This is a genomic window from Pseudarthrobacter sp. TRD_SC_9, from assembly GCF_055361265.1.
The window spans coordinates 3,488,730-3,515,361 of record NZ_CM143956.1; the positions used below are offsets into that span (position 1 = coordinate 3,488,730).

The following is a 26,632-nucleotide window of genomic DNA, read 5'->3' on the forward strand; positions in this document are numbered from 1 at the left end:
AAAAAACCCGGTTGTTCCGTCCCCTTGGCTTAACCGCTGGCGCGCTGGCTCTGCTGACCACCTGCGCTATGGTGAGCCCCGCCACCGCCGCTCCCGACTCCCCCATCCAGCCGGACCCGATGCTGTCCACAGCGCCGTTGCAGATCACCGAGGTCACGCCCGATACATCCAACGTGGGCGGTGCCGACGCCTTCGAGTTCATTGAGGTTTACAACGCCACGTCCGAAGCTGTCGATTTCGGTGATTACACGCTCCGCTACCTCTACCCCCGCACCGATCTGACCAACTCCAATGTGGTGGACTGGCCCGCCGCACAGCGTGACGTTTCGATCGCGCCGGGCGGCACGCTGGTTTTCTGGATTAAGAACGGTCAGAACGATGCACTGACCGGCGCTGACTTCAACGCCAAGTTCGGTTCCGCCCTGGTTATGGGTGAGAACCTGGTCGAGATATTCACAGGAGGCATGGCCAACGGCTCGCCACGGGGGCTGGAGATCGCCACGAACACTGGTTCCGGCCAGAACCGCGCGTACTACAACCTTGCAGGCGCCGACAACACCTTCGTTGATCAGGGCATCCAATATGCGGTCAACCCTGAGGACCACTCCCGGCAGACCCTGTTAAGAACTGCGCCAGCAACGCCTGGCAGTGTCACTGCGGACCAGGTTCCGGCAGGCCTCATGGTGCTTCCGGCCGATTCGACGAACCCTTCGGTGATCGACGTGACCGCCCAGAGCCTTAACCCCGCAGCAGACTTCGCCTTTGCGGCGACCGCCACCGACGACCAGCAGGTGCGGACCGTCACCCTGAACCTGCGCAGTAACCTTGACGCGGAATTCCAGGCCCACAACATGAAGGCCGGGCAGGACGACAGGTTCGAATACGTCCTCGACGTGTTCGAACCAATGGACAAGCTGTGGTACGAGTACTACTTCACCGTCACGGACGGAACCAATACGGTCAGCACCGAAGTCCGGCGTGTTGATGTCGAAGGTGCTGACACTGCACCCGCAGAAACGAGCTGGGCCGCCTCCGCCTACCGGGGAGGTGTCGACGTCGTCAAAGCAACGGAAGCGGACCAGCAGACTCTCGACGGCACCGTCTTCGAGGACAAGAACAGGAACTCCACCCAGGATTCCGGTGAGCCGGGCAGGCCCGGAGTAACTGTCTCCAACGGTCGAGAGGTCGTTATCACTGACGGCCAGGGCCGCTACGAGTTGCCTGCCTTCGATAACATGACGGTCTTCGTTACCCAGCCGCGCGGCTACCAGGTGCCGGTGGACGAGGACAACGTCGCCCAGTTCTTCTACAACCATCTCCCCGAAGGCTCCCCCAAGCTGAAGTATGGCGGTATTGCCCCTACCGGAGCGCTGCCCGACAAGGTGAATTTCCCCCTGGCCAAGAGCAACCTCACCCAGTCCCCCGAGCAGCATTGTGTACTCGGTGCCGACGTCCAGACGTACAACCAGAATGAAGTCAGATTCGCGCGCAACGGTGTCTTTGCTGATCTCGCCGCCCGCACCGACTATGCCGGCTGCGGCGCCCTGTTCCTCGGCGACATTGTGGGCAATGACCTCTCCCTCTTCTCGCAAACCCGCAATCTGACCTCCATGCTTAACGGCCCGGCACGCTTCCTGCCCGGCAACCACGACATCGATTTCGACGCCCTCGACGGCGAGCATGAGTTCGACACCTACCGCGCCCAGTTTGGCCCGGAGTACTACAGTTACGACGCCGGGAAGGCCCACGTTGTGGCGCTGAGCAACATCATGTACACCGGCCCGGCGCGCAGCAATTACACCTCCGGCCTCAGTGAGCGTCAGCTGGAGTGGCTCCGCACCGACATCGCGTCTGTGCCCAAGGACCGGGTCATCGTCCTGGCCGCGCACAGCCCCCTTCTCGAGTTCTTCTACAGCGACTCCCACTCCACCCAGCCGCTAAAGGAGATTTACGGGATCCTCGAAGGCCGTGAGGTGATTTCGCTGGCGGGGCACACCCACATGTCGGAAAACCTGCGCAAGGGCGACCTCCTGGCCGGCTGGGCTGACACACTCGGTGCGGAGGGCCTGCCGTTCACCCACCTGACCGTTCCCGCCGTCTCAGGCCACTGGTACGGCGGGCGCGTCCTCGAAGAGGGCTACCCCACCTCCGTGCAACGGGACGGGACTCCTCCCGGCGTGGTGACCCTGGACATCAAGAACAGCGAAATCCGTGAACGTTTCACCGCGACCGGCGATGAGGGTACCGACCAGATGGCCCTGGGCATCAACTCCCCCACCTACCGTGCCTGGGTCGCCGAGTACGCGGACCAGCTGGGCACGGCTCCGGCCCTGCAGAACCCGAATGCAGTAACCCGGAGCGAAGTCGGGGAAACGTGGCTGACTACCAACTTCTGGCTTGGCTCCACCGGTGCCACCGTAAAAGTATCTATCGACGGCGGCGAGACCACCGAGGCCACCCGCACCCAGTCGATGACCGCCACCGACGTGCCGTTGATCGGCCCCGAGTACACCGACCCGGTCGCCAACCTCGAGCAACTAGTGCATGGCGGCGGCCTCCATGACCGCACTTCCCACCTGTGGCGCCTGAAGCTGCCGGCCGATCTGGCCATCGGCGAGCATACCGCCACCGTCACCGCCACCGACGTCCACGGCCGGGAATTCACCGAAATGATCACCTTCGAGGTCACCGGGTAGCCCTTTTCATGCAAGTGTTGCCGGGTGGCTGCGCTTGCCGCCGCCCGGCAACACATGCCCCTTCCTCACCAGGGAAGCACCGCTGACTGCAGAAATTTGCCCTCACCAGGTTCATCTTCATCTACGCTGGAAATCCGTGGAACCCAGCTTTAGGCTTCCCTGACCGATAGGAATTATCCGTGGGCATATTCAGTGGACGAAGCAAGGCCGCGTCCCTAGCGGCCGCAGCACTCAAGTTCGTCAGCAACAACCCTGACAAAGTTAAAAATGGCATCGCGAAGGTCGGCAACATCGCCAACGAGAAGACCCACGGAAAGTACTCAAGCCACATCAGCGGAGCCCAAGCCAAAGCCGCACAAGCCATCGACAAGGCCAACAGGAGAAAAGGCAGTGGCGGCGACGGGCCCACCTTCCCGCCGAGCAATTGACCCCAGTCCAAGGATTTGAGCTGTCGTGATCTGCAGGTTAACCACCCTGTCACCAGGGCCACAGCAAAGAATGAACGACACTTCTCCCTACACCTGTGCTCAGTTGTCGTCGTTCAATAAGGAGATGATGGCGGTTGCGGTGCGTGCGGCGGCGCCGTGCTGGACGATATGCGGTAGTCCCGATATCTCCAGCAGCCGTCCCCGCGGGGCAGTAACAGCGAGCTTTTGGCACCAGTTCTGCGTGGCTACGGGATCGCGCGAGCCCCGGACTACCAGGACTGGCTGGTTCACCAGGGCGAGCCTGGCCTGTAGGTCGTACTCCATCATCACGGGAAGTTCCGTAAGGTACCAGCGCAGTCCCGATCGGACGTAGTCAGAGACGACTATGGCATTTCCGACCGGGCTTTCCCGCAGGGAATCAAGACCCAGGGCAAGTGACTGCTGACGGATAGTCCGCCGTTCCGGATCCACGACCGGGCCAAGGAGAACGACGTGTGAAACCAGGGCGGGCTTATGGACCGCGAGTTCCGTAGCGAATTGGGCGCCCATGGAATGCCCCACTACAACAACCCGGTTGGCCCCCATCTTTTCGAGAACCGTCGCAATGTGGACTGCGTATTGGCCGATGCTTAGTTGCCTGCCCGGTTTTGGTGTTCCACCGAAACCGGGCAAGTCGATGGCGTGGGTATCGCCGTATTCGGCCAGTCGTATCTGCAGTTTCCGGTAGTACCGGTGAGACATGCCGATACCATGCAGCAACACGAATATAGGTCCGGGAGACCCTGGCGGACCTGCCAGGGAGTGAACGTGTGATGTCAGGGATCCGGTCGTTACTGTCCGCGGGATGATTCGCCGGCAGGTGTCCGGCGGCCGCCTGCGGGGCGCTGGCGGCTGCCCGGTGTCATCGGCTTGGCTTAGGTCGGCTTGCACCGCGGTCCTTTCAACATTTTGAACTTATCCAGAGGAATCGCTGACCGATGGGGTGGCCCGGGCGATAGCAGCTGGAGTCTACAGTCAGATCGGCCACAGAACCCCACCCTGCTCCCCCAGTGCAAGGCCGTGCTTAGCTGTTTCCGGTATAGACGATACTTTCGAGGTCTTCCTGCTGTGCAGGGGTATTGGCGAGGCCGGCCGGGGTGAGATCCAGGTTTTCGATCGCGCCTAGCGTCTCAGCGGCAGGACCGGAAACGGGCTTCTGTGAAGTGGCGTCCATGATTTTGGTGTCCTAGGTGGTTCTGCCGCGAAACGGGGGCGGTCATTCTGGGCTGGTCAACGGGGCAGTTCCATCTGAAACCCGCACCGGCAACGTAGAACTTTTGTGGTCAAGTACGCCCCTAGTATGTTCTCCGAGCCAGGCTGGATAGGAAACGTTTGCACTGTAGGGGCCCGGGGAGCGGGTGCATGCATCAGTTCCCCGCAATGCAGATAGCCCTCGGTCCGGTGGGCCACATCCGCTCCCTTTACCAGGCCGGCGGGAAGCGCCGCTGCGTGTTCTGTCGTGGTGTCCAGTACGCGGGACTGGCTGCACTGGGAGCATAGGACGGCGACGACGAGGGTGCCTGTCCGCGGGTCGGTCACGGCCGGGGATTGGGCTGTGAGGTACAGATCAGTGTCGCAGTCCGCGCACCACGGGCGTTTTCCTCGCGGCTGATTAGCTTCCCTGGGAATGTAGCTGCTGGGGGTCGTGGTCATGAGGTTCAGACCATGGCCGGGTAGCTGGTCACGATGTAGTCCAAGGCTGCGGGACCCTTCATTCGAAGGCACTGCCCGGGGCTGACATGCTTTGTCATAGCGGCCCAGAAGAGGTGCTCCGGTTCCTGCGGGTTTTTGGTCACGTAGCACCAGCTGGTGTACAGCCCATAAAGGGCATCCCGGTCAAGGGCCTGATCTGAGTCGGGGTCATGGTAGGTAGCTTCGCGAAGAAACTGGTCAAACTGTGAAGGCGCCATGGTGGCTCTTTTCACTACGGTGCAGGTGCCCGCCGTTTTGCTACAGCGACTCAAACTCAGTGCCTTGCACAGGACACCAAGCGATCAAACAGTTACCCGTTTAAACGCTGTTACGGGCATTTGGAACCACGTTAACAACTTCTCTACACTGTAGACACTAAGCGTAGACTAGGCAATAAAGCAACCTTAGGTAGTTCCCAACGGTAAGCATGACGCAATCGACAGGACGGACCCACGATGGAATTCCCGGAAAACGAACCCAGCAGAGCGTCCACCCTGAAGGCCCGCCTAAGCCGGGAGCTCGTACTCACTACCGCGCTGAAAATTGTTGACGCCGAGGGCCTCGAAGCCCTCACCATGCGCCGCCTCGGGCAGGAACTTGGGCGGGATCCGATGAGTCTCTATCGGTACGCGGCCAATCGTGCGGCCCTGCTGGACGGGGTATCCGAACTCGTCCTTGACGAACTTGCCATCTTCGCTGATGACCCGGATTGGCAGGCCCAGCTGCGACGAATCGCCCACGACCTCCGCCTGTTGGCCCTGCGGCACCCCAACGTCGTGCCGCTGCTTGTAACCCGTCCCCTTTCGACTCCCCTGGGGCTCCGCCCGCTGGGAACACTGCGCCCACTGGAGCAGATACTGGCACTGCTGATAGAAGCAGGCTTCGCTCCCGATGATGCCCTTCACGTTTACCGCGCCTACTACGGATTCCTCTATGGCCACATCCTGAACGAACTTCAGGAATACATTGTGGACCCCGAGGAGAACGAAGCCGTCCTCCGACTTGGCTTGCACCGCCTGCCAGTCAAGGATTTCCCGCATCTTCGCGCACTCGGGCCTGTCCTGGCAGACTACGACGGGGCCGCCGAACTCGAACAGGGACTGAGTATTCTACTCACGGGCCTAGCAACCCAACTCTCACTGACATCCACCCAGCCATAGCCACCGCAGCTCCGACCCCCCGTCACTGCACCGTCGCCGTCAGCCTCGCCACGTTGTCAACGTACCGCGCACCGAGCGGCCGTTTGACCCAGTCCTCAAGGAGAAGCTCGCTCGAGATATCCCGGTAGGTGTCCTCCACGGCCCGCATCTTGTCCACAATGTCCGCGCCGAGGAGCATCACCGAGACTTCCATGTTCAGGGAAAAGGACCTCATGTCCATGTTGCTGGAGCCGAGGACGGCCACTTCGTCATCGATGGTGAAGTGTTTGGCGTGCAGCACCGCCGGGGCCTTGTAAAGGTAGATCCGCACGCCGGCCTGCAGAAGTGCCTCGTAGTAGGACCGCTGGGCGTGGTGGACCAGGAATTGGTCGCCTTTTTCGGAGACGAAGAGTTCCACGTCCACGCCGCGCTGCGCGGCGGTGGTGATTGCGTAGAGCAGCGAGTCGTCGGGCACGAAGTAGGGGCTGCAGATGGAGATGCGATGCTGCGCTGAATAGATCAGGGTGTTGAAGAGGCGCAGGTTGTTTTCGGTGCTGAATCCGGGTCCGCTGGGAACAACTTGCGCGGAGATGTTCCCTGGAGCCAGCTCGCCTTCGGGCTGCAGTTGATCCTCTAGAGATTCGTCAGTTTCACTCAGCCAGTCGGTGGCGAAAACCACGTTAAGCGTGGTGACGATGGGACCTTCCAGCCGCGCCATGAGCTCCACCCACTCACGGCCAACTTTGCGGTGCTTGGGGTTGTTATAGGACGGTTCAATGAGGTTCTGCGAACCGGTGAAAGCCACCAGTCCGTCCACCACCATGATCTTGCGATGGTTGCGCAGGTCCGGCCGGCGCCACTGGCCGTGGGTGGGCAGCAGCGGCAGCATGCGCTTCCATTTGATCTTGCCCCGGCGGAGCCGCTTCAAGAAAGTACGGTAGCCGCGGACCCGTAGCGTGCCGATATGGTCAAACAACACCCGAACCTCAACGCCACGTTCGGCCGCCTCCTCCAGTGCGGTCAAGAGTTCGTCAGTGACGTGGTCAGAGCTCATGATGTAGAACTCGGCGTTGACGTACCGCTTGGCCTTCCGCACAGCCTCGGTCATGACCCCGATGGAGTCTGGATAGCCGGGAAGCAGTTCCACCGAGTTGCCGTCCACCATGGGCAGCGAGCCCAGCCGCTGGTTCAGTTCCGCCGCCGACTGCACCCATTCGGGGCCCTCAAAGGAACTTACGACGTCGGCAAGCCCTGAGGTGCCGGCCCGCACCCGCTCATTGACTTGCTCTTGTTGGCGACGGCGACGGCTGGACAACTTGAAGTTGCCGAAGAGCAGGAACAAGATGATGCCGAGGAACGGTACAAAGAAGATTCCCAGCAACCAGGCCATGGCTGTGGTGGGCCGCCTGTTGCCCGGAATCACACCCACGGCGATCACCCGGATTGCCAGATCCAGCAGTGTCAGGAGCAGGACCAGCCAGCCTGGCAGGACTCCCTCCAGAGAAAAAGGCCAGAACACAGGCAAACCCCCGGGATAGCAGACCGCCCGGAACTCTTCCGGACGGCAATCTCCACAGCATATCGGTGGGCCGGGCCGATAAGCTGGACCAATGAATTCCCCCGCCCCATTGGTGCTTGTTTTCCTGGACCCCTCCCACCCCGCCGGCCGTGTGGCTGACGCGTCGCAGCCGCAGCTGATGGCCACGGACCAGGGCGCCACCCGCGGCGATGGCGTGTTCGAATCCATGCTGGCTGTAGGCGGCGAAGTCCGGAAAATCCAGGCACACCTAAACCGACTGCAGGGCTCCGCACGGGCGCTGGACCTGGAGATTCCTGACCAGTCCGTTTGGCGCGCCGCTGTTGGCACGGCTGTAGCGGCGTACCGCGAGCAATACCCGGCGGCCGCGCCGGAGGACGACGAGATCGTGGTCAAGCTGATCGCCACCCGCGGCCCGGAAGGAACAGCGACCCCCACCGCCTGGGTACAGGCGTCCCCTCCCCCGGCGGCAGGCCGCCGGCAGCGCGAGACGGGCATCGACGTCGTACTCCTTGACCGCGGGTATGACAGCACCGTGGCCGAGCGCGCGCCGTGGCTGCTGCTGGGAGCCAAGACCCTCTCCTACGCCGTGAATATGGCAGCCCTGCGGCACGCGCACAAGATGGGCGCGGATGACGTCATCTTCACCTCCGCGGACGGCCGGGTCCTGGAAGGCCCCACCTCCACCGTCCTGTTGGCGCACTATGAAACGTCCGACGACGGTGACGGCGGCACCCGGGTAACGCGCCGCCTGATCACGCCGCAGCTGGACAGCGGCATCCTGCCCGGCACGTCGCAGGGCGCGCTGTTCGCGGCTGCCAAGGAAGCGGGCTGGGAGCTCGGCTACGGTCCCCTGGAGCCGGAGGACCTCTACGCGGCGGACGCCGTATGGCTCATTTCCAGTATCCGGCTGCTGGCCCCGGTGAACCACATCGACGGGCGGGAAATCGGCACGGTGGAGCTCCGGAAGCAGCTCACGGCCGAGCTCAGCGAACTGTTTGCGGGGATCGGTGGTTGAGCCCGTCGAAACCGAGCCCGTCGAAACCGAGCCCGTCGAAACCCCCGTGGGAAAGCTCGACGACGCGTCGCTGGATGCCGTCCTGATCGGTGGCCGTGAGCAACGTCCCGTCGTGGTGGTCGAGTACCGGGACGAGTGGCCACGTAGGTACCGGGAGCTGGCTGCCAGGGTGCGTGGCGCCGTCGGAAAGACTGCATTGATGGTGGAACACATCGGTTCCACGTCGGTCCCCGGGCTGGCCGCCAAACCCGTCATCGACATGCTGCTGGTGGTTCCGGACGTCGCTGCCGAAGCGGATTACCTTCCGGCGTTGGAGGCTGCCGGCTTGGTGCTGCGCGTCCGCGAACCCAATCACCGGATGTTCCGGAGCCCGGAAAAGGATGTCCACCTGCACGTCTATCCGGCCGGAGCGCCTGAGATCACGGACTACCTGGACCTGCGCGACTGGCTGCGGGTCAGCGCCGAAGACCGTGAACTCTATGCCTCCGTGAAGAAGGAACTGGCGCAGCGCGAATGGCGGGACATGAACTACTACGCGGAGGCCAAGGACCATGTGGTGGCAACGGTGCTGGCACACGCCCGGAAATGGCGGGCGGCGCATTAGTGCCCCGCCGGCAATGGACGTCTCGGCTGCTGGATGTCGGCGATGCCGTGCCGCATTATTACGACGGCGGCGCACCGGTTATTACCGGCGGCCCCGCGCCCGGTGATGCGGCTCCCAGTGGTGACGCCCCCGCCGTCGTGATCCTGCACGGCCTGGCTGGCAACGCCCGTGAGTTCCTGCCGACTGCGGCAGCGTTGCCGGGGTACCGCGTGCTGATTCCGGACCTTCGCGGGCATGGCGGCAGCACCCGAAGACCCGCCGATGTCAGCCGGGAAGCTTTTGTGGCTGACGTCGTGAAGCTCATCGAGTCCCTGGGACCGGGGCCGGTGGCTTTGGTGGGACAGTCGATGGGCGCGCATACCGCCATGCTGGCCGCGGCTGCCAGGCCGGACCTGGTATCGCGGCTGGTACTGCTCGAATGCGACGCAGGAGGCACCGGCCCGGAACACGGCGGCGTCGACCTGGCCGCGTACTTCAGCTCCTGGCCGGCGCCATTCGCGGACCGGGGTGCCGCCGTCGAGTATCTTGGCAGCGGGCCCCTCCAGCAGGCCTGGGTGGCGGACCTGGAACTTCGCGACGGCGGCCTGTGGCCGCGATTCGATGCTGACGTGATGGGCGCTGTCATGGCCCACGTGGAAACCGTGGAGCGATGGGCGGAGTGGGAAAGCATCGGCTGCCCGGTCCTGGTGGTTTATGGCCAGAACGGCATGTTCAGCCCTGAGCAGCAGGCGGAGTTTGTGCGCCGCGGCCGGAATGTGAGCCGCGCAGATATCGCGGGGGCTTCACACGACGCGCACCTGGATGGATTTGCCGACTGGATTGCCTGCCTCCGCGGGTTCCTGACGCCCTGACCCCTGGTGAAGGCCACAGGGTTCGACGCCGTCTGGCTGCAGAGTTACTGCACGGTGACCATCACCGACGGCCAGCCCGAGGCTCCGTCAGGCACCGGATCGGCGCGCTTGTCCGTCTGGACTTCACCGGTGCCGTCGGTGGCCCGGGCCCTGACGTAGTGCGGGCCGGGCGTGGCATCCCACTCATAGGACCACTGGCGCCAGGTGATGGTGGAGGCTTCGGCGGAAAGGGTTGCTTCCGCCCACTCGCCGTCGTCGATCTGGACTTCCACCTTAGTAATGCCTCGCGTCTGCGCCCATGCGGTGCCGCCCACAGCGACCTTCCCCGCCGGCAATTTTGCAAAGGACTTGGGTACGTCCACCCGTGCCATGGTCTTGATGGGGCCACGCTCTGACCAGCCGCGCTCGGTCCAGTAAGCCTTGCTGTCCGCGAAGCGGGTGACCTCCAGGTCCACCACCCACTTCGTGGCGGAGACGAACCCGTACAGCCCCGGCACCACCATCCGCACCGGGAAGCCGTGCTCCAAAGGAAGGGGCTCCCCGTTCATGCCGATGGCGAGCATGGCATCGCGATCATCTTGCAGGACCTCCAGTGGGGTGGAGGCGCTGAAACCGTCAATGGATCTTGAAAGCACCATGTCCGCACCCTCTGTGGGTTTGGCTTTCGCCAGGACGTCGCGGATGGGAAGGCCCAGCCACAGGGCGTTTCCGGCAAGATTTCCGCCCACCGGGTTCGAAACGCAGGTAAGGGTGACGTGCGATTCGATCAGTTGCGCGTCGAGCAGGTCCTGGAAGGTGAGGATGACCTCCTGTTCAACCATTCCGTGCACTCGCAATTCCCAGTCATTGACGTTTATTTCCGGGACGCTGAGGGCCGTATCTATACGGTAAAACTCATTGTTTGGCGTCAACCAGGGGGTAACTCCCGCCACCGGGGATTGGACGCCCGACGGCACCGGGGCAGCAGCCTTAGCCGGTGCCGGCAGCCGGAGGGCTTCGCGTGCCTGCGCTATGTTGCTCCGCGCGGCACCCAGCAGCCGCCCCCCGGTGGCCGCGATTCCGGCGGTTACCGCAATGATTCCGGCAGCAGCGAAGAAGCGGCGGCGGCTAGTGCCGACGCTTCCCACCCGGTCCTCGGCGTCGGCCGCTGTGTCAGCGGGTGCTTCCGGCCACGCCTTCCACCCCCGCAACGGCACCACGAGGCGATGCAAGACTACGAGGCCGGAGATGGTTCCCAGCACGGACGGAATGGCTTCGGCGGGTCCCACTCCGGCGCGGGTCACGACGCAGGCCACAATCACGGCACCCATGAACAGCACGCCCAGAACGCCCAGACCCCACTTACGGTAGGCCACTACGCCCAGAACGCAGGCCAGCAGTGCGATTGTCAGGCCCATGCCCACAAACAGCGCAACCTTGTCGTTCGTACCGAACGTGGCGATCGCAAAGTCCTTCATCCAAGACGGCGTGAAGTCAATGAACGTCGAGCCCAGGGCAAACACCGGGGTTGCCCTGGGAGTGAAGAATGCACCGATCAGCTCCGCAACAGCGAGCACGACAGCGGCCGACACCACGCCTGCCAGAGCCGCCATACCGTCAGTGCCTTTGATCCGGAATCCAAGCTTAGTCATGTTAATGCTTCGCAACGGCCGGGCGCGGGGATTGGTTAAAACAGTCGTTAAAAGCAACAGGGGCCTGAGCACGGTGCGATACCGTGCTCAGGCCCCAACGCGTCGTCGGTCCTGGCCTGGTCAAGCCTTTGTCGGTCCTGGCCTGGTCAAGCCTTTAGAGGGACCAGCAAATGTCTTGCAGGTGTGACGAGGTAAACAGTTCAGTTACTTGGGCATAAGAACAGAATCAACCAGGTATACGGTTGCGTTCTTGGTCTGGACCCCGCCACAGATGACACTGGCGTCGTCGACCTTGAGGTTATCGCCGCTACCGGTGACAGTGACCGAGCCGCCTTGCACGGTGGTGTGGGTTCCAGCGATCTTGTCCGGCGTGATCTGACCGGGCACCACGTGGTAGGTCAGAATCTTGCTGAGGAGTGCGTCGTCGGTTTTGAGGGTTTCAATAGTGGCTGCGTCGATTTTCGCGAAGGCCTCGTCAACGGGTGCGAAGACGGTGAATTCGCTGCCATTGAGGGTGTCGACCAGGTCCACCTTGGGGTTGAGCTTGCCGGACACGGCCGCAGTCAGCGTGGTCAAGATGGGGTTGTTGGAGGCTGCCACGGCCACGGGGTCAAGGGCCATGCCTTCGACCGAACCGGCACCAGTCGGGACCTGCTCGGCGTAAGCGGCGCAGCCTGAGCCAACCAGGTTAGCCGCTGGGTCCATGCTGCTTGCTGACGGGGTGGCTGACTTGCTCGCTGATGTGCTCGGTGCCGCGGCGGGAGCAGAAGAGTCAGACGTCGTGGCGGATCCGCCGCAAGCAGTAAGGCTGAGCAGCGCGGCGGCTGCAACGCCTGCGATCGAGAAGGTTGTGCGCTTGATCGTTTGCATTTGAATCTCCCTGAAGTAGTTGGTTACTGCGCCGGACCGCGACTGGAGCTTGCTTTCGCAGGTTCTCCGACACATGGTCCGTGTCCGGTGCGTCAACTACTATTCGGCTGAGGCCACGAAGTGGATGGGTGAGGTCTAAAGTTTTTTTGCGGATCAATGCGGTCTGCTCCCGGCGAGGTCGGTTAAGCTTCCACGGCAGACTCGCCGCCCGGCCCGCTGCCTCGGAATTCGGGGCAGGGCTTACACCGATAGAGACCAACCGTGCTTTTGACGTGTGATCTTTTGAGAATGTGTCGGTGTCATCTGCGCATCACCGGCGCCTGCACGGGCTCCTGAATGCCTAGCCCGTTGCCCGCCGGCCCTTGGCCCTGTCCAGCAGGCTGGCCGCCGTACATACGGCGATGAGCGCAGCAGCCAGGATCAGCGGCACCGCTGCGCCCGCGGCCGCGGCCGCTCCTGCGACCGCAGTCCCGGCGGATCCTGCCGCGATCTTCAGTGCGCCTACCCACACGAAAACCTGTCCCCTGGACTGGGCCGGTGCGTACTCGCTGCGCGCGGCCAATGTTGCCCCGAAGAACAGCGCGTTGGCCAATCCGGCCAGGCAGTAGGCCGTCAGCGAACTGGCGAAGGTGGGCGTGAAAATCACCAGCACCAGTGCCGCGCCTACCAATGCCGCCAACGAGCCCAGCAGGGCATCCGCATCCCGCCGGAGCGGCCGGATCATCAGCCCCGCGGACCCCAGGAGGGTGCCCGCTCCGTAGCCCGCCACGAGGGTGCCGGCAACGGTGGCACCGCCCAGGGAAGGAGCAGCAACGACGGCGTAGATGGGCAGGGCTGCCACCGCGAAGGCCACAACAATCGTCAGTCCCAAGGTGCGGCGCATCGGCCCATGTGCCCACATCAGCTTCAGGACTTGGCCCGGCAAGGACACCTCGTTCGCGTTTATGGGTGGCTCCTGACGGGGAAGGACCAGGACTGCACCTGCACCCAAAACGGCAACCCCGGATAGGACCAAGGTAGCCGTGAGCGCGTCGGAAGCAGCAGCAATCCACGCCACGGCGGCCGGACCAAGTGTGCCGCCAAGCCCATAGCTGGCAACATCCCAGCCCTGGGCCCTCCGTTGGCTGTGTTGGCCGGCTCCGGCAATGGCAGGAAGGCGGCTGCTGATTCCGCCGGTCAACATCGGCCCGAAAGCCCCCGAAACCAGCAGCAGCAGGGCAGGCCACAGTGCGCCTGCGGTGGTCATCGCGATGGCTGCGGCGCCAAGCAGCGACCCGTGCAGGGCGGCCGAAACTGCAATCAGCCGGCGTGCGTCCCTGGCGGCATCCAGGTACCGGGCAATGAACGGACCCAGCAGGTGGGGCGCCGTAATCGAGGCGGCCAGCAGTCCGGAAGTCCAGCCGGACATTCCGGAGGCGTGGGCCAGCAGCACAATGGCGACCACCGCCCCGCCGTCGGCACTCCGGACCAGTGTTGCCGCGAAGACGTACCGCGCCAGTCCCCCTGCCCCGGCACCGCTGGCACCCTTATCCAGGGAGGCCTTGCCCCCGGGCGCCCTACCGGAGGTCTTACCCCCGGAGTCCAAGTTCATCCACAACATCAGCAACACGGTTTCGCTGCTCCGGAGTCAACCCCTGGATGGGCAGCGGCAGACAGGCAAAAGGCGCGAGCCGCAGATGTTCGGCGATGGCGGCGACAACCCGCAGGCTCCCACCAAACTCCACGAACAGCTGCCACAGCGGGGTCAACCGGTCTGATTCGGCCAGCGCTTCAGAGAACCTGCCAGCCCTCCCAGCCTCCGTGATCTGGAGGGCCAGCGCCGGTAGCGTGCCGCCAATGACGGAGTACCAGGCGTCGCACCCGGCAGCCAGCCCTGCTGCCGCCTTGGCATCACCGGAGACACCGATGGTGACCTGCGCCGGAACCACGTCCCGGATTTCCTGCACGCGGGCTTGAGCCTGCCCCGGCTCCGCCGGAACGCCGGGAATCTTGATGGAGGCGATGCGGGGCAGCGCCGCGATACGCCCGTACAGGGCCGTCGTGAACGTGAAATGCGTCGTGCCGGGGTTGTCGTACACAATCACCGGCAGCGACGACTGTTCCGTGACGGTACGGAAAAGTTCAAACACGTCGTCGTCGGTAAGCGGCTGATACGTCATCGGTGCGAGCAGGAGCCCTGAAGCTCCGGCCTTTTCGGCTTTTTCGGCATTGCTCAGTATCTGTGACGTCCGCAGCGCTCCGATGCCGACGAACACCGGAATACCGCCGGCATGCTCAACAGCCAGCCGGGCAACCCGGCTCCGTTCGCCGCCGTCCAGATACGCATACGAACCGGTGGAGCCAAGAGCGGTGATGGAGTCGACCTTGGCTGCCGCAAGGCGCTGGATCAGGCCAATGAAGGCGGCCTCATCCACCGCATCATTCTGCAGGGGCGTGAGGGGAAAGGCACTGAGGCCAGTGAACATCGAAACTCCTTGCGGTGCGGAAAAGAGGGGCGTTACTCAGTTGATCAGCTTCATATCCTCGGGACTGGCGGGCACCTCTGGGGCGGGCCGCCGTCGTTGGCCTCCTCGTTGTGCAGCGGCTCCGGCCAGGACCACCAGCAGGATGCCGGCTACCTGGATTGCGGTGGGCTGCTGGTGCAGGATCAGGAGACCGAGGAGGACGCCGACGGCCGGTTCCAGTGCCATCAGCGTTCCGAAGGCCGTGGGCGTCATTCGGCGCAAGGCCAGGATCTCCAACGCGAACGGCAGCACCGGCAGCAGGATCGCCAGCCCCGCGGCCGCGGCAAGGATGCCGAGGTCCAGGTGTCCGGCGGCCTGCGGAACGCCGATGATTCCGGCTGTCAGGGCGGCTATGGGAATGGTCAGGGACAGGGAGCCTATGCCGCTGAACCGGTCGCCGATCCGTTGCGTCAGCAGGATGTAGAACGCCCACCCGGTGCCGGAGAGGGCTGCGAACAGGACGCCCGTGAGGTTGATGGTGCCTTGCCAGGGCTGGGTGAGGAGGACGACGCCAACGAGTGCGACGGCGGGCCAGGCCAGCATCTGCCGGCTGTGGCTTCTTAGGGCAGCCACCGTCAGCGGGCCCAGGAATTCAATGGCGACGGCTGTGCCAAGCGGGATGTGCTCGATCGCGGCGAGGAACCCTACAGTGATCAGCCCGGTGGTGATGCCCAAGCCCAGAAGCGCCGGGACGTCACGGCGGCGGATGGATCGCAACGGCGGTCGGACGAAGACCAGCAGGATGATTGCGCCCATGCTGAGGCGCAGCCACGCCGTCCCGGCGGGACCCACCGCTGAAATCAGGTCAACGGACAGAGCCGAGCCCAACTGGACAGACAGGATCGCCGTCACCGCTAGGCCCCATGGGGGCACGGGAACTCTAAACATGTCAGCTTCCTTCGGTGGCAGTGGCGGCACTGAGGTACCGGCTGGCGATGCGGACATCAGGTCCCAGCCGGGCCAGCTCGGCGGAAAGATTGCCGACGGCGGCCTGCAGTGCTTCGTCAGTCATGGGTTCCAGCGCGTCCAGGATGAACAACGCGGCGGTGGAGTCCCCATGCAGGCGGGTGCGGCGGCCCTGGCGCCAGTTCCAGCGCCGGCAGGTCACGCCGACGTCGTCGCGCCAGATGACCTCACCGGCTTCCGGGTGCTCCACCACGTCTTCACCGCCGGCGGCAGTATCAAATGCTTCACTGCCAACAGCACGGATAAGCCGTGGCGCACCCGAATAGCCGGCCAGGTCTTCCCCACCCAGCGGGACCTGGTGCAGGACGGAGATGGCGTTGTAGATATCCGTGAGTCTGTTGACCCTGGGCAGGCCGGCGTCCGCGCGGCGAAGCAGCGCTTCCAGGCTGTTCCGCGTGCGTTGCGGCTTGGCGCCGAAGGCCTTGTAAGCGTCCCGCCAGGCAGCAACATGCGGCAGTTCCTCCACCGGCTGCCCTGCAAGAGCTGATCGGGCTGAGGCCTCTGCAGCTTGCGACAGGTTCTCGCTGGCGTCGTCACTCGGGCCGGGAACCAGTCCGTCAACGGTCAGCAGGACTGCCCGGTAGTCGGGCCGCAGCGCATGGACTTCGGCACCCACGAAGGCCTGGCCAAGGAATTCGTGCAGCGTATGCACCTCACGCATCGCCGGCCTCCGGGCGGTGCCCGTTGCCAACGCCGGGCTCAAACACGGCCAGCGAAAACCGTGCCGGGTCCGCGCCGTGGTTGGCGTAGGAGTGCGCGGCGTCACCTGGGAATGAAACAGCGTCGCCGCCATGAAGGACGTACGTCTCGTCAGCGACGGAAAGGGTGAGCGCACCCGCGTGGACCTGGAGCAGTTCCCTGGTGCCTGCAGCATGGGCTTCACTGGTGTGCTCGTCCCCCGCTGCAAGCGTCCAGTCCCAGAGTTCCAGCACGTCCGGTGACTGGGTCCCAGCAACCAGCACTCCGCGGCCGCCGGCAGCGGAGGTCCACAGGGCTGCGCCCTCACCCCTGCGGGTCACGGTGACCGGCCTGGGCCGAGGTGTCTCAACCAAGGCCGGCAGCCCTACACCGAGTGCGTCGCTGATCCGGAGCAGGGTGCCGACGCTGGGGTTTGTGGTGCCCTGCTCTACGTTGACCACCATTCGCCGGCTTACGCCCGTGGCTTCCGCCAGCTGATCCAGGGTCCAGCCACGGGATTGCCGCTCCTGCCTGACACGCCCTCCAATGGCCACCGCCAGGGCTGTTGTACTCTCATCCATTAGTGCAGCATATTGCACTAATAGTGCAATATCAACAAGACGCTGGAGCCGACAGGTCAGGCGTGCAGAAACTGGTGCGTGTCGTGTGCCATACGGGAGGCGGTAACGCCGTCCATGTTCTGTTCTGCCCATTCCTTCATGTCAAAGACAATCCGCAGGAGGGAACGGCCACGCGCCGTGAGTTTGTAGTCAGTGCGGACGGGCACTGACGCCGTGACCTGCCGGGAGATCAGGCCATCACGCTCCAGCGAGCGCAGCGTGGAGGTGAGCATCTTCTGACTGGCCCCAGGAATCCTCCTGCGAAGGTCACTGTGGCGCTGCTGGCCGTCCACCAGGGCGAGCATTACCAGCGTCACCCATTTGCTGCTGATCGCCTCAAGAAGCTGGCGTGCCGGGCAGAGTTCCAGAGAAGCGTTGTACTGCTTCTGTGCCGTCTGACGCTTCTGTTCCGCCGTGAGAGTCATTTCCCCAACACTCTTCCCCTCCGAGTCACCTGTGGAACCAGCATACTTTCAGCGGGCGGCAGTCCCTTCCAGGAAGGCACCTTGAAGTGCCCCAGGCACAAAATAGTGCGTTCTTACGCCCTGCAGAGGCATGGGTCAGGATCGGTAGCGGGGCCGAAGCGCCCCCAAACAGCCCTTCCAAAGGAAACCCATGCCTGCCATCCTTCACGTCAATGCCTCTCCCCGCTACGCCCACAGCGACTCCCTGCGCCTGGCCCGGCATTTCATCGATTCCGTCCAGAATGCCGGCCGGGGGAGCTTTGAGCTGGAGACGCTTGACCTGTTCGACAACGGTGCACTGCCGGTTTTCGGCCGCACGGCAGCAGCAGCCAAGATGGCTGTCTTCTCCGGCCAAAACCAAACACCCGAGCAGGCCAGCGCGTGGGAATCGGCCCGCGCCGTCTTCGACCAGTTCGCCGCCGCCGATGCCTACGTCTTCAACATCCCCATGTGGAACGCGGGTGTTCCCTACGTCCTGAAGCAGTGGATCGACATCATCACCCAGCCCGGTTGGAGCTTTGGTTTCAATCCGGATACGGGCTGTCGCGGGCTGATGGCCGGAAAGCAGGCCCTCGCCATCCATACCAGTGGCGTCTACGCCCCCGGGGTTCCGGCTGCCTTCGGTTCTGATTTCAGCAGCACCTTCTTCGCTGACTGGCTGAATTTTGTGGGCATTGAAGACGCCACCCATGTCCGTTTCGCCCCTGCTGTCCTCAACGGCGACGTTGACGGCACACGCAAGGTTGCCGAGGCCGAGCTCACCGACGCGGCCTTTGGGTTTGCCGGCAAGCTCAGCGCCCTTGGAACCCTCCAGCTCGTTACCGACTGAGGCAGATGTCTCCTTCCAAGGGCAGATGGTGACCGGCCGGGCGACCTGTTCCTGCCACCCCCAAGCACCCCGGTGCCGTAGAGCGGCCCAGCGGTTCCTCCCGCGTCGGAGATACCGCCGGACCGTTCTACTGCTGCTACTTGCCGGAGGGAGACGGGTAAACCGCGTCCACCTCTACCTCAACCAGCCAGCCGTTGACGGGCAGGTTTTCGATTTCCAGTGAGAACCGCGACGGCCGGGCCGGATTGACCACCATTGGTGCAGCGGGTGCCGCCGAGCCAAGCGGAACCTTCACCGCGGCACCTGTGGACAGGCTGGTGTTGGCGAAGTACTGCCGGTAGGCGCGGTTCCAGCCATCAAAGTCGGCCTTTTCTGTACCCTGCGGGTTCTGGAGGAAAACGCGCATGGTGATGACGTCGTCGTAATCCAATCCTGCCTGGGCCAGGTTCTCCCCGATGCGGCGCAAGACATTGATGCCCTGCGCCTCGGTGATGGTCACGCCGGGTGGCAGTACCGCGCCGGGGAACACCGCGGTGTCGATGTAGCGTTGCTCCGTTCCGTTCGGCGCTGCCAGGTTGAGCGCGGACGGCCCGAGTCCACTGGTCTTGTAAATGGCGGTGTTGGCACCGATCGCTACCCCGCTGGAAATCATCGGATTATCCTGCCCGGCGGGCAGGTTGGAAACGGCGGTACCGTTCTTGGGCGCAGTCAGGTCTTCGAAAACCTTTGGCGCGGCGATAGCGGTACCGGCGACGAGGGTCAAACCGGTAACAACAGCTACCGCAAGGGAAATACGACGTCGAAGCACAGGCTTCCTTTCGGGAGTAAGGGTATGAGCGGCGGAACTGCGGATCATCCGGCCACCATCGCAGCGACGCGGGTGTGCAGCGCGGTGACAGTGGCGCGGGCAGACGTCATGGCACCGTGCTGCCAGGCGATAGCGTGACTGAGGTGGTCGCCGGCGAAGTAGATATTGCCCGACGGTTCCAGCAGTTTGGCGTACTTTGCGTCCGTCTGGGAGGGCCAGCCAACCCAGGCGCCTTCTGAAAACTCGGTGCTCATCCAGTCCACAGAGAACGACGACGACACAGCCTTCCGGTACACGTCACCGTGGATCTTCGCGCCCTGGTCAAGGGCGCGCTGGAGCCGCTGGTCATGGGTGAGCTGCTTGTAGGCGCGGGCATTGGCGCCGGTGTTGTAGTAGCCAACCATGGTTCCCCGTTCGCCAAGGAACCCGGTGGAGGGGTACCACATATTGCCCAGATCCAGGGTGGTGTTGGTGATGCCGCCGAAGATGCGGTGGTCCTCTTCCCACCAGCGGCGCGAGTACTCGATGCCGATCTTGCCGGAGTCGCTGGGTGTGGCGAACTTGAGCGCCTCGGTCACGTCTGCCGGGAGATTACCTGGGAGCTTGGCCGCGATCTGCGGAGGCAGGGTGCAGACGGCGAAGTCTGCACTGATGGCCTTGGTATTGCCGCCGGGATTGGTGTACTCCACTGTTACGCCTTCGGCTGTGTTGTTCATGGAGAGGACTTTCGCGCCATACAGGATCTTGTCCTTGCCGATCGCTTTTTCGAAGGCGTACGGAATTTTGTCCATCCCGCCCACTGGCTGGAACATCATCATGGCCTGGTCCCACCCGAACTCGAAAGAGAAGTAGTTGCCAACGCCGCTCGCGAAGACATCGGACAGGGCATCCGGTGCAAGAGGGGTGCCGGCCTGCAATCCTGCCCCGGGTTCCACCGAGTAGCCCTTTCTGCCGGTGGGTCCGTACTTAAAGCTCGCGGCGGGATCTCCCGCCACCTTGTTGCCGAGGGCACCGAAGTTTCGCAGGAAGGAGATCAGGTTTTCCTTGTCGGCGGCGCTGAGATAGGAGTCCAGGGACCCCTGGTCGGTTGCCTTGGCCAGCAGTTCCGAGACATAGCCGTAAACGTCCGCCTTCGCAGCGCGGTGCCGGACTGGCTTGCTGGAAAGCGCGGTGGCGCCTTCCCGGTACAGGTAGCTGTCCGCGTTGATGTTGGTGAACGGCTCCACCGCCACACCCAGTTCCTTGCAGTAGTCCATGGTGATGTGATGCTGGGGGATGCGCCCGGGGCCGGCGTTCATGTACTGGTCCTTGGAGAAGGTTGCCCGCTGCCTGCCGCCCAGAAGGTCCGTTTCCTCTGTTCCGCCACGCACCGTCCAGTTACGGCCGCCCGGCCGCATCCTGCCCTCAAGGATGGTGACCGTATAGCCCGCTTTGCCCAGTTCGTAGGCAGTGGTCAGGCCGGCGATTCCGCCGCCCAGGATGACCACGCTCTTTCCCTTGCCTTTGAGCTCACCGGCCCGCGGGGCTGCAAAGGCCGGGGTTGCTGCATCCGGAGCCAAACCCATGGCGCTCATGGTTTGGTACATCACGCCGGCGCCGCCGGCCATGCCTACATAGCGGAGGAAACTTCTTCGGGTAGCAGCTGTCATGAAGGGTGCCTTTCTCGGATGATTACAGAAGGAAGGCTATGTGTGAAATGTTTCAACGGAGCCTTTATTCGTGAACAGTGCGAACCCGCCTAATTTCCGGCGTGTAACCAACTTCGGGCCAGCCGCATCGGCGTGGAGGGCAGCCAGACTTAGGCATACGATAACCGCGGCCTACCTACAGAAGGGACACCATGTCTGAGACCGTCCGCCTGTCATCGGAACTGCTGGGAAACGTCACCATGAGGCCTTTCAGCATTGACGACGCCGAGGCGCTGGCCGCGGCCTATCGCCGCAACCGCGAACACCTCGCGCCCTGGGAGCCGGTGCGGCCCGAGGAGTTCTTTACCGCGAAGCGCCAGGGCGCTCTGATTGCCGGAAAGCTGCAGCGGCTTTTGGACGGCACCGAGGTGCCCTGGGGACTTTTCGACGGCGCCGACGTCGTGGGTGCCGTAACCCTCACCGGAATTATCCGGGGCCCCTTTCTCAGTGGGGACCTGGGGTACTGGGTTGATAAGGGCTATACGGGACAGGGTCTCTGCACGGCAGCGGTGGCGTTCGCCGCCAAATCCGCCCGTAAGATGCGCCTGCACCGGATCCAGGCCTCCACCATGCTGCACAACGCCGCGTCCAGGAAGGTGCTGGCGCACCTTGGCTTTACCGAGATCGGCAGAGCACCTGCGTACCTCAATATCGCCGGCAAGTGGCAGGACCATATGCTGCATCAGCTGATTCTCGGAGACTGAAGCCCTGCATCAGGCGCAGGAAAGCCGCCCTTCCTCGCCCTCCCGTGGACGGCATCCCCGGCGCCCGCGCCGTCGTCATTGTTCCTGGCTCTGGAAACCAGCCCGTCCAAAAGGTAGGTTGGTAAGCATGCTGATGAATCCTGGCGACGCATCAGCTCCCGGTAACAAACAAAGGAGACGTTATGAGCACGAAGGTGGAAAAACGCATTCTGGTGAACGTACCGGTAAGCACCGCTTACAACCAGTGGACCCAGTTCGAGGACTTCCCGCACTTCATGGGCGGGGTCAAGAGCGTTACGCAGCTCAGTGATGACCGGCTGCAGTGGGTGGCCGAGATCGGCGGCGTCCGCAGGCAGTGGGAAGCCAAAATCCTGGAGCAGATCCCCGACCGCAAGGTGGCCTGGGCCGCCACAGAAGGCGCCACCAACGCCGGCGCAATTGAATTCGAAGACGTCGGCGGCGGCCAGACCTCCGTGCAGCTGACCATTGAGTACGAGCCCGAAGGCATCATTGAAAAAGTCGGCGACAAGCTCAACGTCGTCGACCGCCAGGCGGAGGCCGACCTCAAACGGTTCAAGGAATTCATCGAGGATGAGGGTTACGCCAGCGGAGCGTGGCGCGGCAGCGTCAGCTCCGGGGCACCCATGGGCACCCCCAGCGTCGAGGATGCAGCGGAAACCCGCGGCGACTCAGGCAAGGCAGGCTTCTCCAAGGTAGCCGCCGGTCTGGGCGTTGCTGCGGCAGCAGGTGCGGCAGCAGCCGTGGCCGGATCAAAGAAGGACACCGGGGAGACGGTAGAGGCAACCATTACCCCCGTCGAGCCTGTCACGGTTACGCCGATTCCGGCAGAGCCGGTCAGCAGCGGTACGACCACAACGGGCACGACGACGGCAGCCGGCTCCACCGGTTCGCTCGCCGACCTGGGCGACGACAGGATTGGTCACGCCTTTGACCAGACGAACGGCCTGGTGGACACGACCGGAGAGTCTGACGAGACGGCCGAAGGTGAGAACCTCAGCGCGGCAGAGCGCCGCGAAGACGACGAAGGTATCCCGCCCCTGGGCGGAAACTTCGGTCCGCGCTGACCTGACTTGCCGGCACGAAGCACCGCCCGCCTCCTTCCGGAGGCGGGCGGTGCTTCGTGGTTTTCCCGCGCCTGCTTCAGCAGGAGCACTCCAGTCCTTGCCCTTTTCTCAAATCTGGCCGGACGCCAGGTCCGGATCCACATTCACAGCGGCCTCCCCGGCCCCCTGTCCGGTTGCTGACGATGCTGCCTCTTCATCAGATGTCCGCGAGGAGCGCCACGCGACCGCCCCGGCCCCAGCCATGAGAAGCAGCCCAACCATCCACAACCACATCCGAGACCCGGATTTCCCGGCCTCAACGGGAGCTACGTCCCTGAAGTCAGGGGCGGCTTTCGGTGCTGCGCGCCTCAGACTCTCCTGAACCCGTGGGGTGAGTGTTTCCACGCCTCCGGCAAGATCCTCGGCCAGTCGGCGTAGAAGCATCTGCAGGCGAGGGGATGCATTTTCCACCCCCGTATCCAGCCCGGTCACCACTCTTTGAAGTGCGGCCTGCACCCCAGGCGTGGCCCATTCCTTGCCATGGGACAGGTGGGTCACGAAGTTCTCAAGAAGGCGATGAGCCTGCTCGTTTTCCATCATTGATTTTGCCGTGTGCATGATGCCTCCTGGAGGTAATGAATGTCCCCAGAATACGGCGGGCAGCGCCGCAATAACAGGCTGTCCTGATACCGTCCCACTGCCTGAAGTTTGGCCAGCGGGCCGCCTCCCTTTCGCATATCTGGTGACACACAGTTCGCTTCCTTTCTTGCGCAGCAGATAGCAAGTGTGCTTACTATCTACTTAGTAAACATGCTTACTAACGCAGTTGGCCCAGAAGTTCAGATACCAGCTACCTTCCGAAAGAGAGTAATGATGACTGATAATTCATGGCCCGAGGTTTCGACGCCAGGCACCACCGGCCCGTCTGGCACCCCGGTTCCCGCGATGCCGGCAGATGCACCCAGTGGTCCCTCGTCCACCAAGGACGTGGCAATGGAGGAAGCCTCCAAGGTTGCCGGCCACGCCGCTTCGGCAGCGCAGGGCGTTGCCCAGACCACTAAAGAGGAAGTCGCCAACGTCGCTTCCGAGGCGAAGACCAGCGCCCAGGACCTGCTGTCCCAAGCGGGCTCGGAGCTGTCCAGCCAGGCCGGCACGCAGCAGCAGAAGGTTGCCGAGGGAATCCGGACGATCTCCGGCGAACTCCAGACCATGGCCGACGCTCCCGATCAGCAGGGGATTGCCAGCGATCTCATCCGCCAGGCCGCGGACCGCACCTCATCTATCGCTTCCTGGCTTGAGAACAGGGAGCCGGGTGATGTGCTCCGGGAAGTCCAGACCTTTGCCCGGAACCGTCCCGGAACCTTCCTGCTGTTGGCCGCAGGCGCCGGCGTTTTGGCCGGTCGGCTGACCCGCGGTCTTAGTGGTGGCGGCTCAAGTGCTTCCCAGAGCTCAGCGGAGCCTTCCCCGGTGCAGGCTCCGGCAACCGCTCAGTACGCGGCGCCGGTACAGCAGGAGACCGTGTTCGCGGCAGGAACGGGCGCGGACTATTACGACGAGCCACTGGCAGGAACCGGAGCCCCGGCATCCACCACGTCACTGCCCTCCGGTACCGCAACAGATACCCCTTTGCGGCTCGAGGATGACCCGTACCGGTCGAGCGAAGGACGTCAGCTGTGAGCAGCCAGATACCGGAACCGGCACCGACTGCGGCGCACGCCAAGGCGGACAACACGTCCCTTGGTGATTTGCTCGGCGATGTCACCCGCGACATGTCCACCTTGATACGCCAGGAAGTCGAGCTGGCCAAGGCAGAGCTGAAGCAGTCCGGCACCAAGGCCGGCAAAGGCGGCGGCATGCTCGCCGGGGCCGGTGTGGCCGGGCATTTCGTCCTGGTGTTCCTGTCCCTGGCGTTGATGTTCGCCCTGGGCGCCATCATGCATCTGGGCTGGGCAGCCGTGATCGTCGCCGTTATCTGGGGCATCATTGCCGCAGTTTTGGCAACTCTTGGACGCAAGGAACTGAAACAGATCAAGGGTCTGCCCCAGACCAGCGAAACATTGTCAGAGATACCCCCAACTCTAAAACCAGGTGAGGTAAACCGATGAGCGACAACCCTGATGCAATCCGTTCGGAAATTGAAGCCACCCGCGCGCGCTTGGGCACCAACGTTGACGCGGTGGCTGACAAGGTCACGCCGTCCAACATCGTCCACCGCCAGACCGACAAGGTCAAAAGCTCTGTGATGGGCACGGTGTCCGGGGTGAAGGAAAAGATCATGGGCGCCGCCGACTCCGGCACAACCCATGCGGGCGACGCTCTGAGCAGCACAGGCGACAGCCTTCACGGAGCCAAGGAGAACGTATCCGCCAGAATTTCCGACGCCGGCACGGCAATCTCCGACGCACCCGCCCAGGCCAGGGCGCAGGCCCAGGGCAACCCGTTGGCCGCCGGCCTGGTCGCCTTCGGTGCCGGGATGCTCATCTCTGCCCTGATCCCGGCCAGCCAGAAAGAGCGCGAAGCAGCGGACCAACTCAAAACCGCTGCTCAGCCCCTGGCTGAAAAGGTCACCGACGTGGCCAAGGACATGGTTCAGGATCTGAAAGAGCCGGCCCAGGAAGCTATGGACCGGCTGAAGACCAGTGCTGCCGAGGGCGTGGAGAACGTCAAGGCCGAAAGCCAGGACGCTGCCGCCGACGTCAAACACCGCGCCGTCGACGCCAAGGACAACGTCCAGAACCCGTGAGCGGGCAGGACAGGATTCCGGAACAGCCCCGCAACCCTGCGGGGCTGTCCCCGGATCCGGAATCGCCAGTTCCCGCCGGTGGTCCGCGGCACATGAATGCGCCCCGCCCTTGGCCGGAGCAGTGGGCCACCCACCGACTGGTGGGCATCGCAGCACGGCTCACCGAGCGCAGGCTTAACCGCCAGCTTGCCCGCCTTAAGCTCACCAAAGGGGCGCTGGATGTCCTGGAGGCAGTGGCAGAACTTGAACCGGCCACTGCAACAGATATGGCGGAACTCCTCTGCGTGAGCCGGCAAAGCCTGGGCAAAGTCCTCCAGCGCCTTCAAGGGCTCGGGTTTCTTGCCAGGGAACCTGCAGCAGACGGGCGAAGTGCCAACATCCGTCTTACCTCAACAGGACGGGCTGTCCTCTCCACCGCTGAGAACCTGGTCCAGGAACTATCTGAAACCGAAGGCCGATCGGAGATTGAGTTCCGCAGGCAACTCGAGCAACACATCACAAAACTCAGGAACACTGAGCACCAGCCTCTCCCCAGGGCCGGCTTTCATGGGCCCAGCCTGTCCAAGAGCAACGTGCAACCGCGCAACGTCAACGCACACCTCAGCGAAACCGGAGTACACCAATGGCTGCAACGAACCGGACAACCGGGCCCAAGACCAACCTCCAAAAATCAGCCTAGGCAGTAGGAGAGTAGGAGCGGTTTCCTGCTGGTAGGAGTTCTCATCCTTAGCTCCCGGCTGCTGGGCCCGATGGTTGGAATACCCGAATAAACCGCCCGAGCCGCGAGGGCCTGAGGCCGGTATTGCGCCGGGTTCAGGCCCTCGTGGTTTGCCTTCCACGGGGATCCCCAGCCGTTCAACTCCCCGACGGTTACGCAACATGACGACGTCCGGGCGGTCCGGCGTGCGGCGGAGTGTTACGTTTTTTGGTGAGTAATGAGTACCGGTGCCAAGCCCTGACTGTCCGGTCGGCAACCCTCCCTTTCGCGGCGGGGTGCCTCAGGTGAATACTCGGCATATCGACCATTCGAGCTGCAAGCGCGAGAGAAGGAGATCCGTC

28 protein-coding genes and 1 riboswitch are annotated in these 26,632 nt (G+C 63.5%); of the genes, 13 read left to right on the forward strand and 15 right to left on the reverse strand.

Translation table 11 applies throughout. The features are described from left to right. Window positions 1–68: 68 nt before the first annotated feature. Together ACWA13_RS16385 and ACWA13_RS16390 are read left to right on the forward strand one after the other, a co-directional pair. A complete protein-coding gene (locus ACWA13_RS16385; protein ID WP_463935295.1) occupies window positions 69–2,696 on the forward strand; it encodes a calcineurin-like phosphoesterase C-terminal domain-containing protein in 2,628 nt (875 codons plus the stop codon). A gap of 179 nt (window positions 2,697–2,875) precedes the next feature. After that, on the forward strand, window positions 2,876–3,124 hold the full coding sequence (locus ACWA13_RS16390) for an antitoxin (protein WP_463935297.1): 249 nt from the start codon (window positions 2,876–2,878) through the stop codon (window positions 3,122–3,124). A 99-nt stretch (window positions 3,125–3,223) separates the two neighbouring features. Here ACWA13_RS16390 and ACWA13_RS16395 read toward each other — a convergent pair whose 3' ends face one another. The 3 genes from ACWA13_RS16395 to ACWA13_RS16405 form a co-directional block, all read right to left on the reverse strand. Next, window positions 3,224–3,973, reverse strand: a complete 750-nt coding sequence (locus tag ACWA13_RS16395; RefSeq protein ID WP_463937957.1) for an alpha/beta fold hydrolase — start codon at window positions 3,971–3,973, stop codon at window positions 3,224–3,226. A 214-nt stretch (window positions 3,974–4,187) separates the two neighbouring features. After that, complete coding sequence (locus ACWA13_RS16400) at window positions 4,188–4,337, reverse strand: hypothetical protein (protein WP_463935298.1); 150 nt, start codon at window positions 4,335–4,337, stop codon at window positions 4,188–4,190. A 484-nt stretch (window positions 4,338–4,821) separates the two neighbouring features. Further along, on the reverse strand, window positions 4,822–5,073 hold the full coding sequence (locus ACWA13_RS16405; RefSeq protein WP_463935300.1) for a hypothetical protein: 252 nt from the start codon (window positions 5,071–5,073) through the stop codon (window positions 4,822–4,824). Between the two features lie 237 nt (window positions 5,074–5,310). On the opposite strand from ACWA13_RS16405, the gene ACWA13_RS16410 reads away from it, so the two are divergent. Beyond that, window positions 5,311–6,015: a TetR/AcrR family transcriptional regulator C-terminal domain-containing protein gene (locus ACWA13_RS16410; protein ID WP_463935302.1), complete on the forward strand. Its 705-nt coding sequence runs from the start codon at window positions 5,311–5,313 to the stop codon at window positions 6,013–6,015. A 22-nt stretch (window positions 6,016–6,037) separates the two neighbouring features. On the opposite strand, the gene cls is transcribed toward ACWA13_RS16410, so the two are convergent. Beyond that, the gene (cls, locus tag ACWA13_RS16415; RefSeq protein WP_463935304.1) at window positions 6,038–7,513 is read right to left on the reverse strand and encodes a cardiolipin synthase; all 1,476 of its coding nucleotides are present in this window, start codon (window positions 7,511–7,513) and stop codon (window positions 6,038–6,040) included. Window positions 7,514–7,604: 91 nt separating this feature from the next. Between cls and ACWA13_RS16420 the strand changes: the two genes are divergently transcribed. Genes ACWA13_RS16420 through ACWA13_RS16430 form a run of 3 tightly spaced genes read left to right on the forward strand, consistent with a single transcriptional unit; the run spans window position 7,605 to window position 10,004 of the window. Further along, window positions 7,605–8,549, forward strand: a complete 945-nt coding sequence (locus tag ACWA13_RS16420) for an aminodeoxychorismate lyase (protein ID WP_463935306.1) — start codon at window positions 7,605–7,607, stop codon at window positions 8,547–8,549. Continuing rightward, window positions 8,542–9,153, forward strand: a complete 612-nt coding sequence (locus ACWA13_RS16425; RefSeq protein ID WP_463935307.1) for a GrpB family protein — start codon at window positions 8,542–8,544, stop codon at window positions 9,151–9,153. Before ACWA13_RS16420 ends, ACWA13_RS16425 begins: the two co-directional genes overlap by 8 nt. Continuing rightward, window positions 9,153–10,004, forward strand: a complete 852-nt coding sequence (locus ACWA13_RS16430) for an alpha/beta fold hydrolase (protein WP_463935309.1) — start codon at window positions 9,153–9,155, stop codon at window positions 10,002–10,004. Before ACWA13_RS16425 ends, ACWA13_RS16430 begins: the two co-directional genes overlap by 1 nt. Window positions 10,005–10,048: 44 nt before the next feature. Here ACWA13_RS16430 and ACWA13_RS16435 read toward each other — a convergent pair whose 3' ends face one another. The 8 genes from ACWA13_RS16435 to ACWA13_RS16470 form a co-directional block, all read right to left on the reverse strand. After that, window positions 10,049–11,635, reverse strand: a complete 1,587-nt coding sequence (locus ACWA13_RS16435; protein WP_463935311.1) for a molybdopterin-dependent oxidoreductase — start codon at window positions 11,633–11,635, stop codon at window positions 10,049–10,051. A 204-nt stretch (window positions 11,636–11,839) separates the two neighbouring features. After that, window positions 11,840–12,505 (reverse strand): fasciclin domain-containing protein, encoded by a 666-nt coding sequence (locus ACWA13_RS16440; protein ID WP_463935312.1) that lies wholly within the window; start codon window positions 12,503–12,505, stop codon window positions 11,840–11,842. Between the two features lie 340 nt (window positions 12,506–12,845). Then, window positions 12,846–14,105, reverse strand: coding sequence for an MFS transporter (locus ACWA13_RS16445; protein ID WP_463935314.1), 1,260 nt, complete (start codon window positions 14,103–14,105; stop codon window positions 12,846–12,848). Continuing rightward, entirely contained in the window at window positions 14,074–14,970 is an 897-nt protein-coding gene (locus ACWA13_RS16450) for a dihydrodipicolinate synthase family protein (RefSeq protein WP_463935316.1), read from the reverse strand. Before ACWA13_RS16450 ends, ACWA13_RS16445 begins: the two co-directional genes overlap by 32 nt. Window positions 14,971–15,006: 36 nt before the next feature. Then, window positions 15,007–15,897, reverse strand: coding sequence for an EamA family transporter (locus tag ACWA13_RS16455; protein WP_463935318.1), 891 nt, complete (start codon window positions 15,895–15,897; stop codon window positions 15,007–15,009). 1 nt (window position 15,898) lies between these two features. Next, a complete protein-coding gene (locus ACWA13_RS16460) occupies window positions 15,899–16,636 on the reverse strand; it encodes a B3/B4 domain-containing protein (protein ID WP_463935320.1) in 738 nt (245 codons plus the stop codon). Next, window positions 16,629–17,234: a helix-turn-helix domain-containing protein gene (locus tag ACWA13_RS16465; protein ID WP_463935322.1), complete on the reverse strand. Its 606-nt coding sequence runs from the start codon at window positions 17,232–17,234 to the stop codon at window positions 16,629–16,631. Before ACWA13_RS16465 ends, ACWA13_RS16460 begins: the two co-directional genes overlap by 8 nt. A 56-nt stretch (window positions 17,235–17,290) precedes the next feature. After that, window positions 17,291–17,698 (reverse strand): winged helix-turn-helix transcriptional regulator, encoded by a 408-nt coding sequence (locus tag ACWA13_RS16470; RefSeq protein ID WP_463935324.1) that lies wholly within the window; start codon window positions 17,696–17,698, stop codon window positions 17,291–17,293. A gap of 190 nt (window positions 17,699–17,888) precedes the next feature. Here ACWA13_RS16470 and ACWA13_RS16475 point away from each other — a divergent pair, with 190 nt between their 5' ends. Further along, window positions 17,889–18,566, forward strand: coding sequence for an FMN-dependent NADH-azoreductase (locus tag ACWA13_RS16475; RefSeq protein WP_463935326.1), 678 nt, complete (start codon window positions 17,889–17,891; stop codon window positions 18,564–18,566). A 136-nt stretch (window positions 18,567–18,702) separates the two neighbouring features. Here the strand turns inward: ACWA13_RS16475 and ACWA13_RS16480 are convergent, their stop codons facing one another. Further along, entirely contained in the window at window positions 18,703–19,422 is a 720-nt protein-coding gene (locus ACWA13_RS16480) for a Rid family hydrolase (protein WP_463935328.1), read from the reverse strand. Further along, a complete protein-coding gene (locus tag ACWA13_RS16485; protein WP_463935330.1) occupies window positions 19,419–21,023 on the reverse strand; it encodes a flavin monoamine oxidase family protein in 1,605 nt (534 codons plus the stop codon). The genes ACWA13_RS16480 and ACWA13_RS16485 overlap by 4 nt, the downstream gene beginning before the upstream one ends. A gap of 191 nt (window positions 21,024–21,214) precedes the next feature. On the opposite strand from ACWA13_RS16485, the gene ACWA13_RS16490 reads away from it, so the two are divergent. Next, a complete protein-coding gene (locus ACWA13_RS16490) occupies window positions 21,215–21,766 on the forward strand; it encodes a GNAT family N-acetyltransferase (protein WP_463935332.1) in 552 nt (183 codons plus the stop codon). A gap of 182 nt (window positions 21,767–21,948) precedes the next feature. After that, the gene (locus ACWA13_RS16495) at window positions 21,949–22,851 is read left to right on the forward strand and encodes an SRPBCC family protein (RefSeq protein WP_463935334.1); all 903 of its coding nucleotides are present in this window, start codon (window positions 21,949–21,951) and stop codon (window positions 22,849–22,851) included. Window positions 22,852–22,959: 108 nt separating this feature from the next. On the opposite strand, the gene ACWA13_RS16500 is transcribed toward ACWA13_RS16495, so the two are convergent. Continuing rightward, on the reverse strand, window positions 22,960–23,448 hold the full coding sequence (locus ACWA13_RS16500) for a hypothetical protein (RefSeq protein ID WP_463935336.1): 489 nt from the start codon (window positions 23,446–23,448) through the stop codon (window positions 22,960–22,962). A gap of 255 nt (window positions 23,449–23,703) precedes the next feature. Between ACWA13_RS16500 and ACWA13_RS16505 the strand changes: the two genes are divergently transcribed. From ACWA13_RS16505 to ACWA13_RS16520, 4 genes are read left to right on the forward strand one after another with little or no spacing between them, the layout of a single operon-like run. After that, on the forward strand, window positions 23,704–24,507 hold the full coding sequence (locus ACWA13_RS16505) for a hypothetical protein (protein ID WP_463935338.1): 804 nt from the start codon (window positions 23,704–23,706) through the stop codon (window positions 24,505–24,507). Further along, entirely contained in the window at window positions 24,504–24,935 is a 432-nt protein-coding gene (locus tag ACWA13_RS16510) for a phage holin family protein (protein WP_463935340.1), read from the forward strand. Before ACWA13_RS16505 ends, ACWA13_RS16510 begins: the two co-directional genes overlap by 4 nt. Then, window positions 24,932–25,573: a DUF3618 domain-containing protein gene (locus ACWA13_RS16515; protein WP_463935342.1), complete on the forward strand. Its 642-nt coding sequence runs from the start codon at window positions 24,932–24,934 to the stop codon at window positions 25,571–25,573. Before ACWA13_RS16510 ends, ACWA13_RS16515 begins: the two co-directional genes overlap by 4 nt. After that, window positions 25,570–26,259: a MarR family winged helix-turn-helix transcriptional regulator gene (locus tag ACWA13_RS16520; protein ID WP_463935343.1), complete on the forward strand. Its 690-nt coding sequence runs from the start codon at window positions 25,570–25,572 to the stop codon at window positions 26,257–26,259. Before ACWA13_RS16515 ends, ACWA13_RS16520 begins: the two co-directional genes overlap by 4 nt. Window positions 26,260–26,504: 245 nt before the next feature. Next, window positions 26,505–26,619, forward strand: a riboswitch (SAM riboswitch). Window positions 26,620–26,632 lie beyond the last annotated feature (13 nt).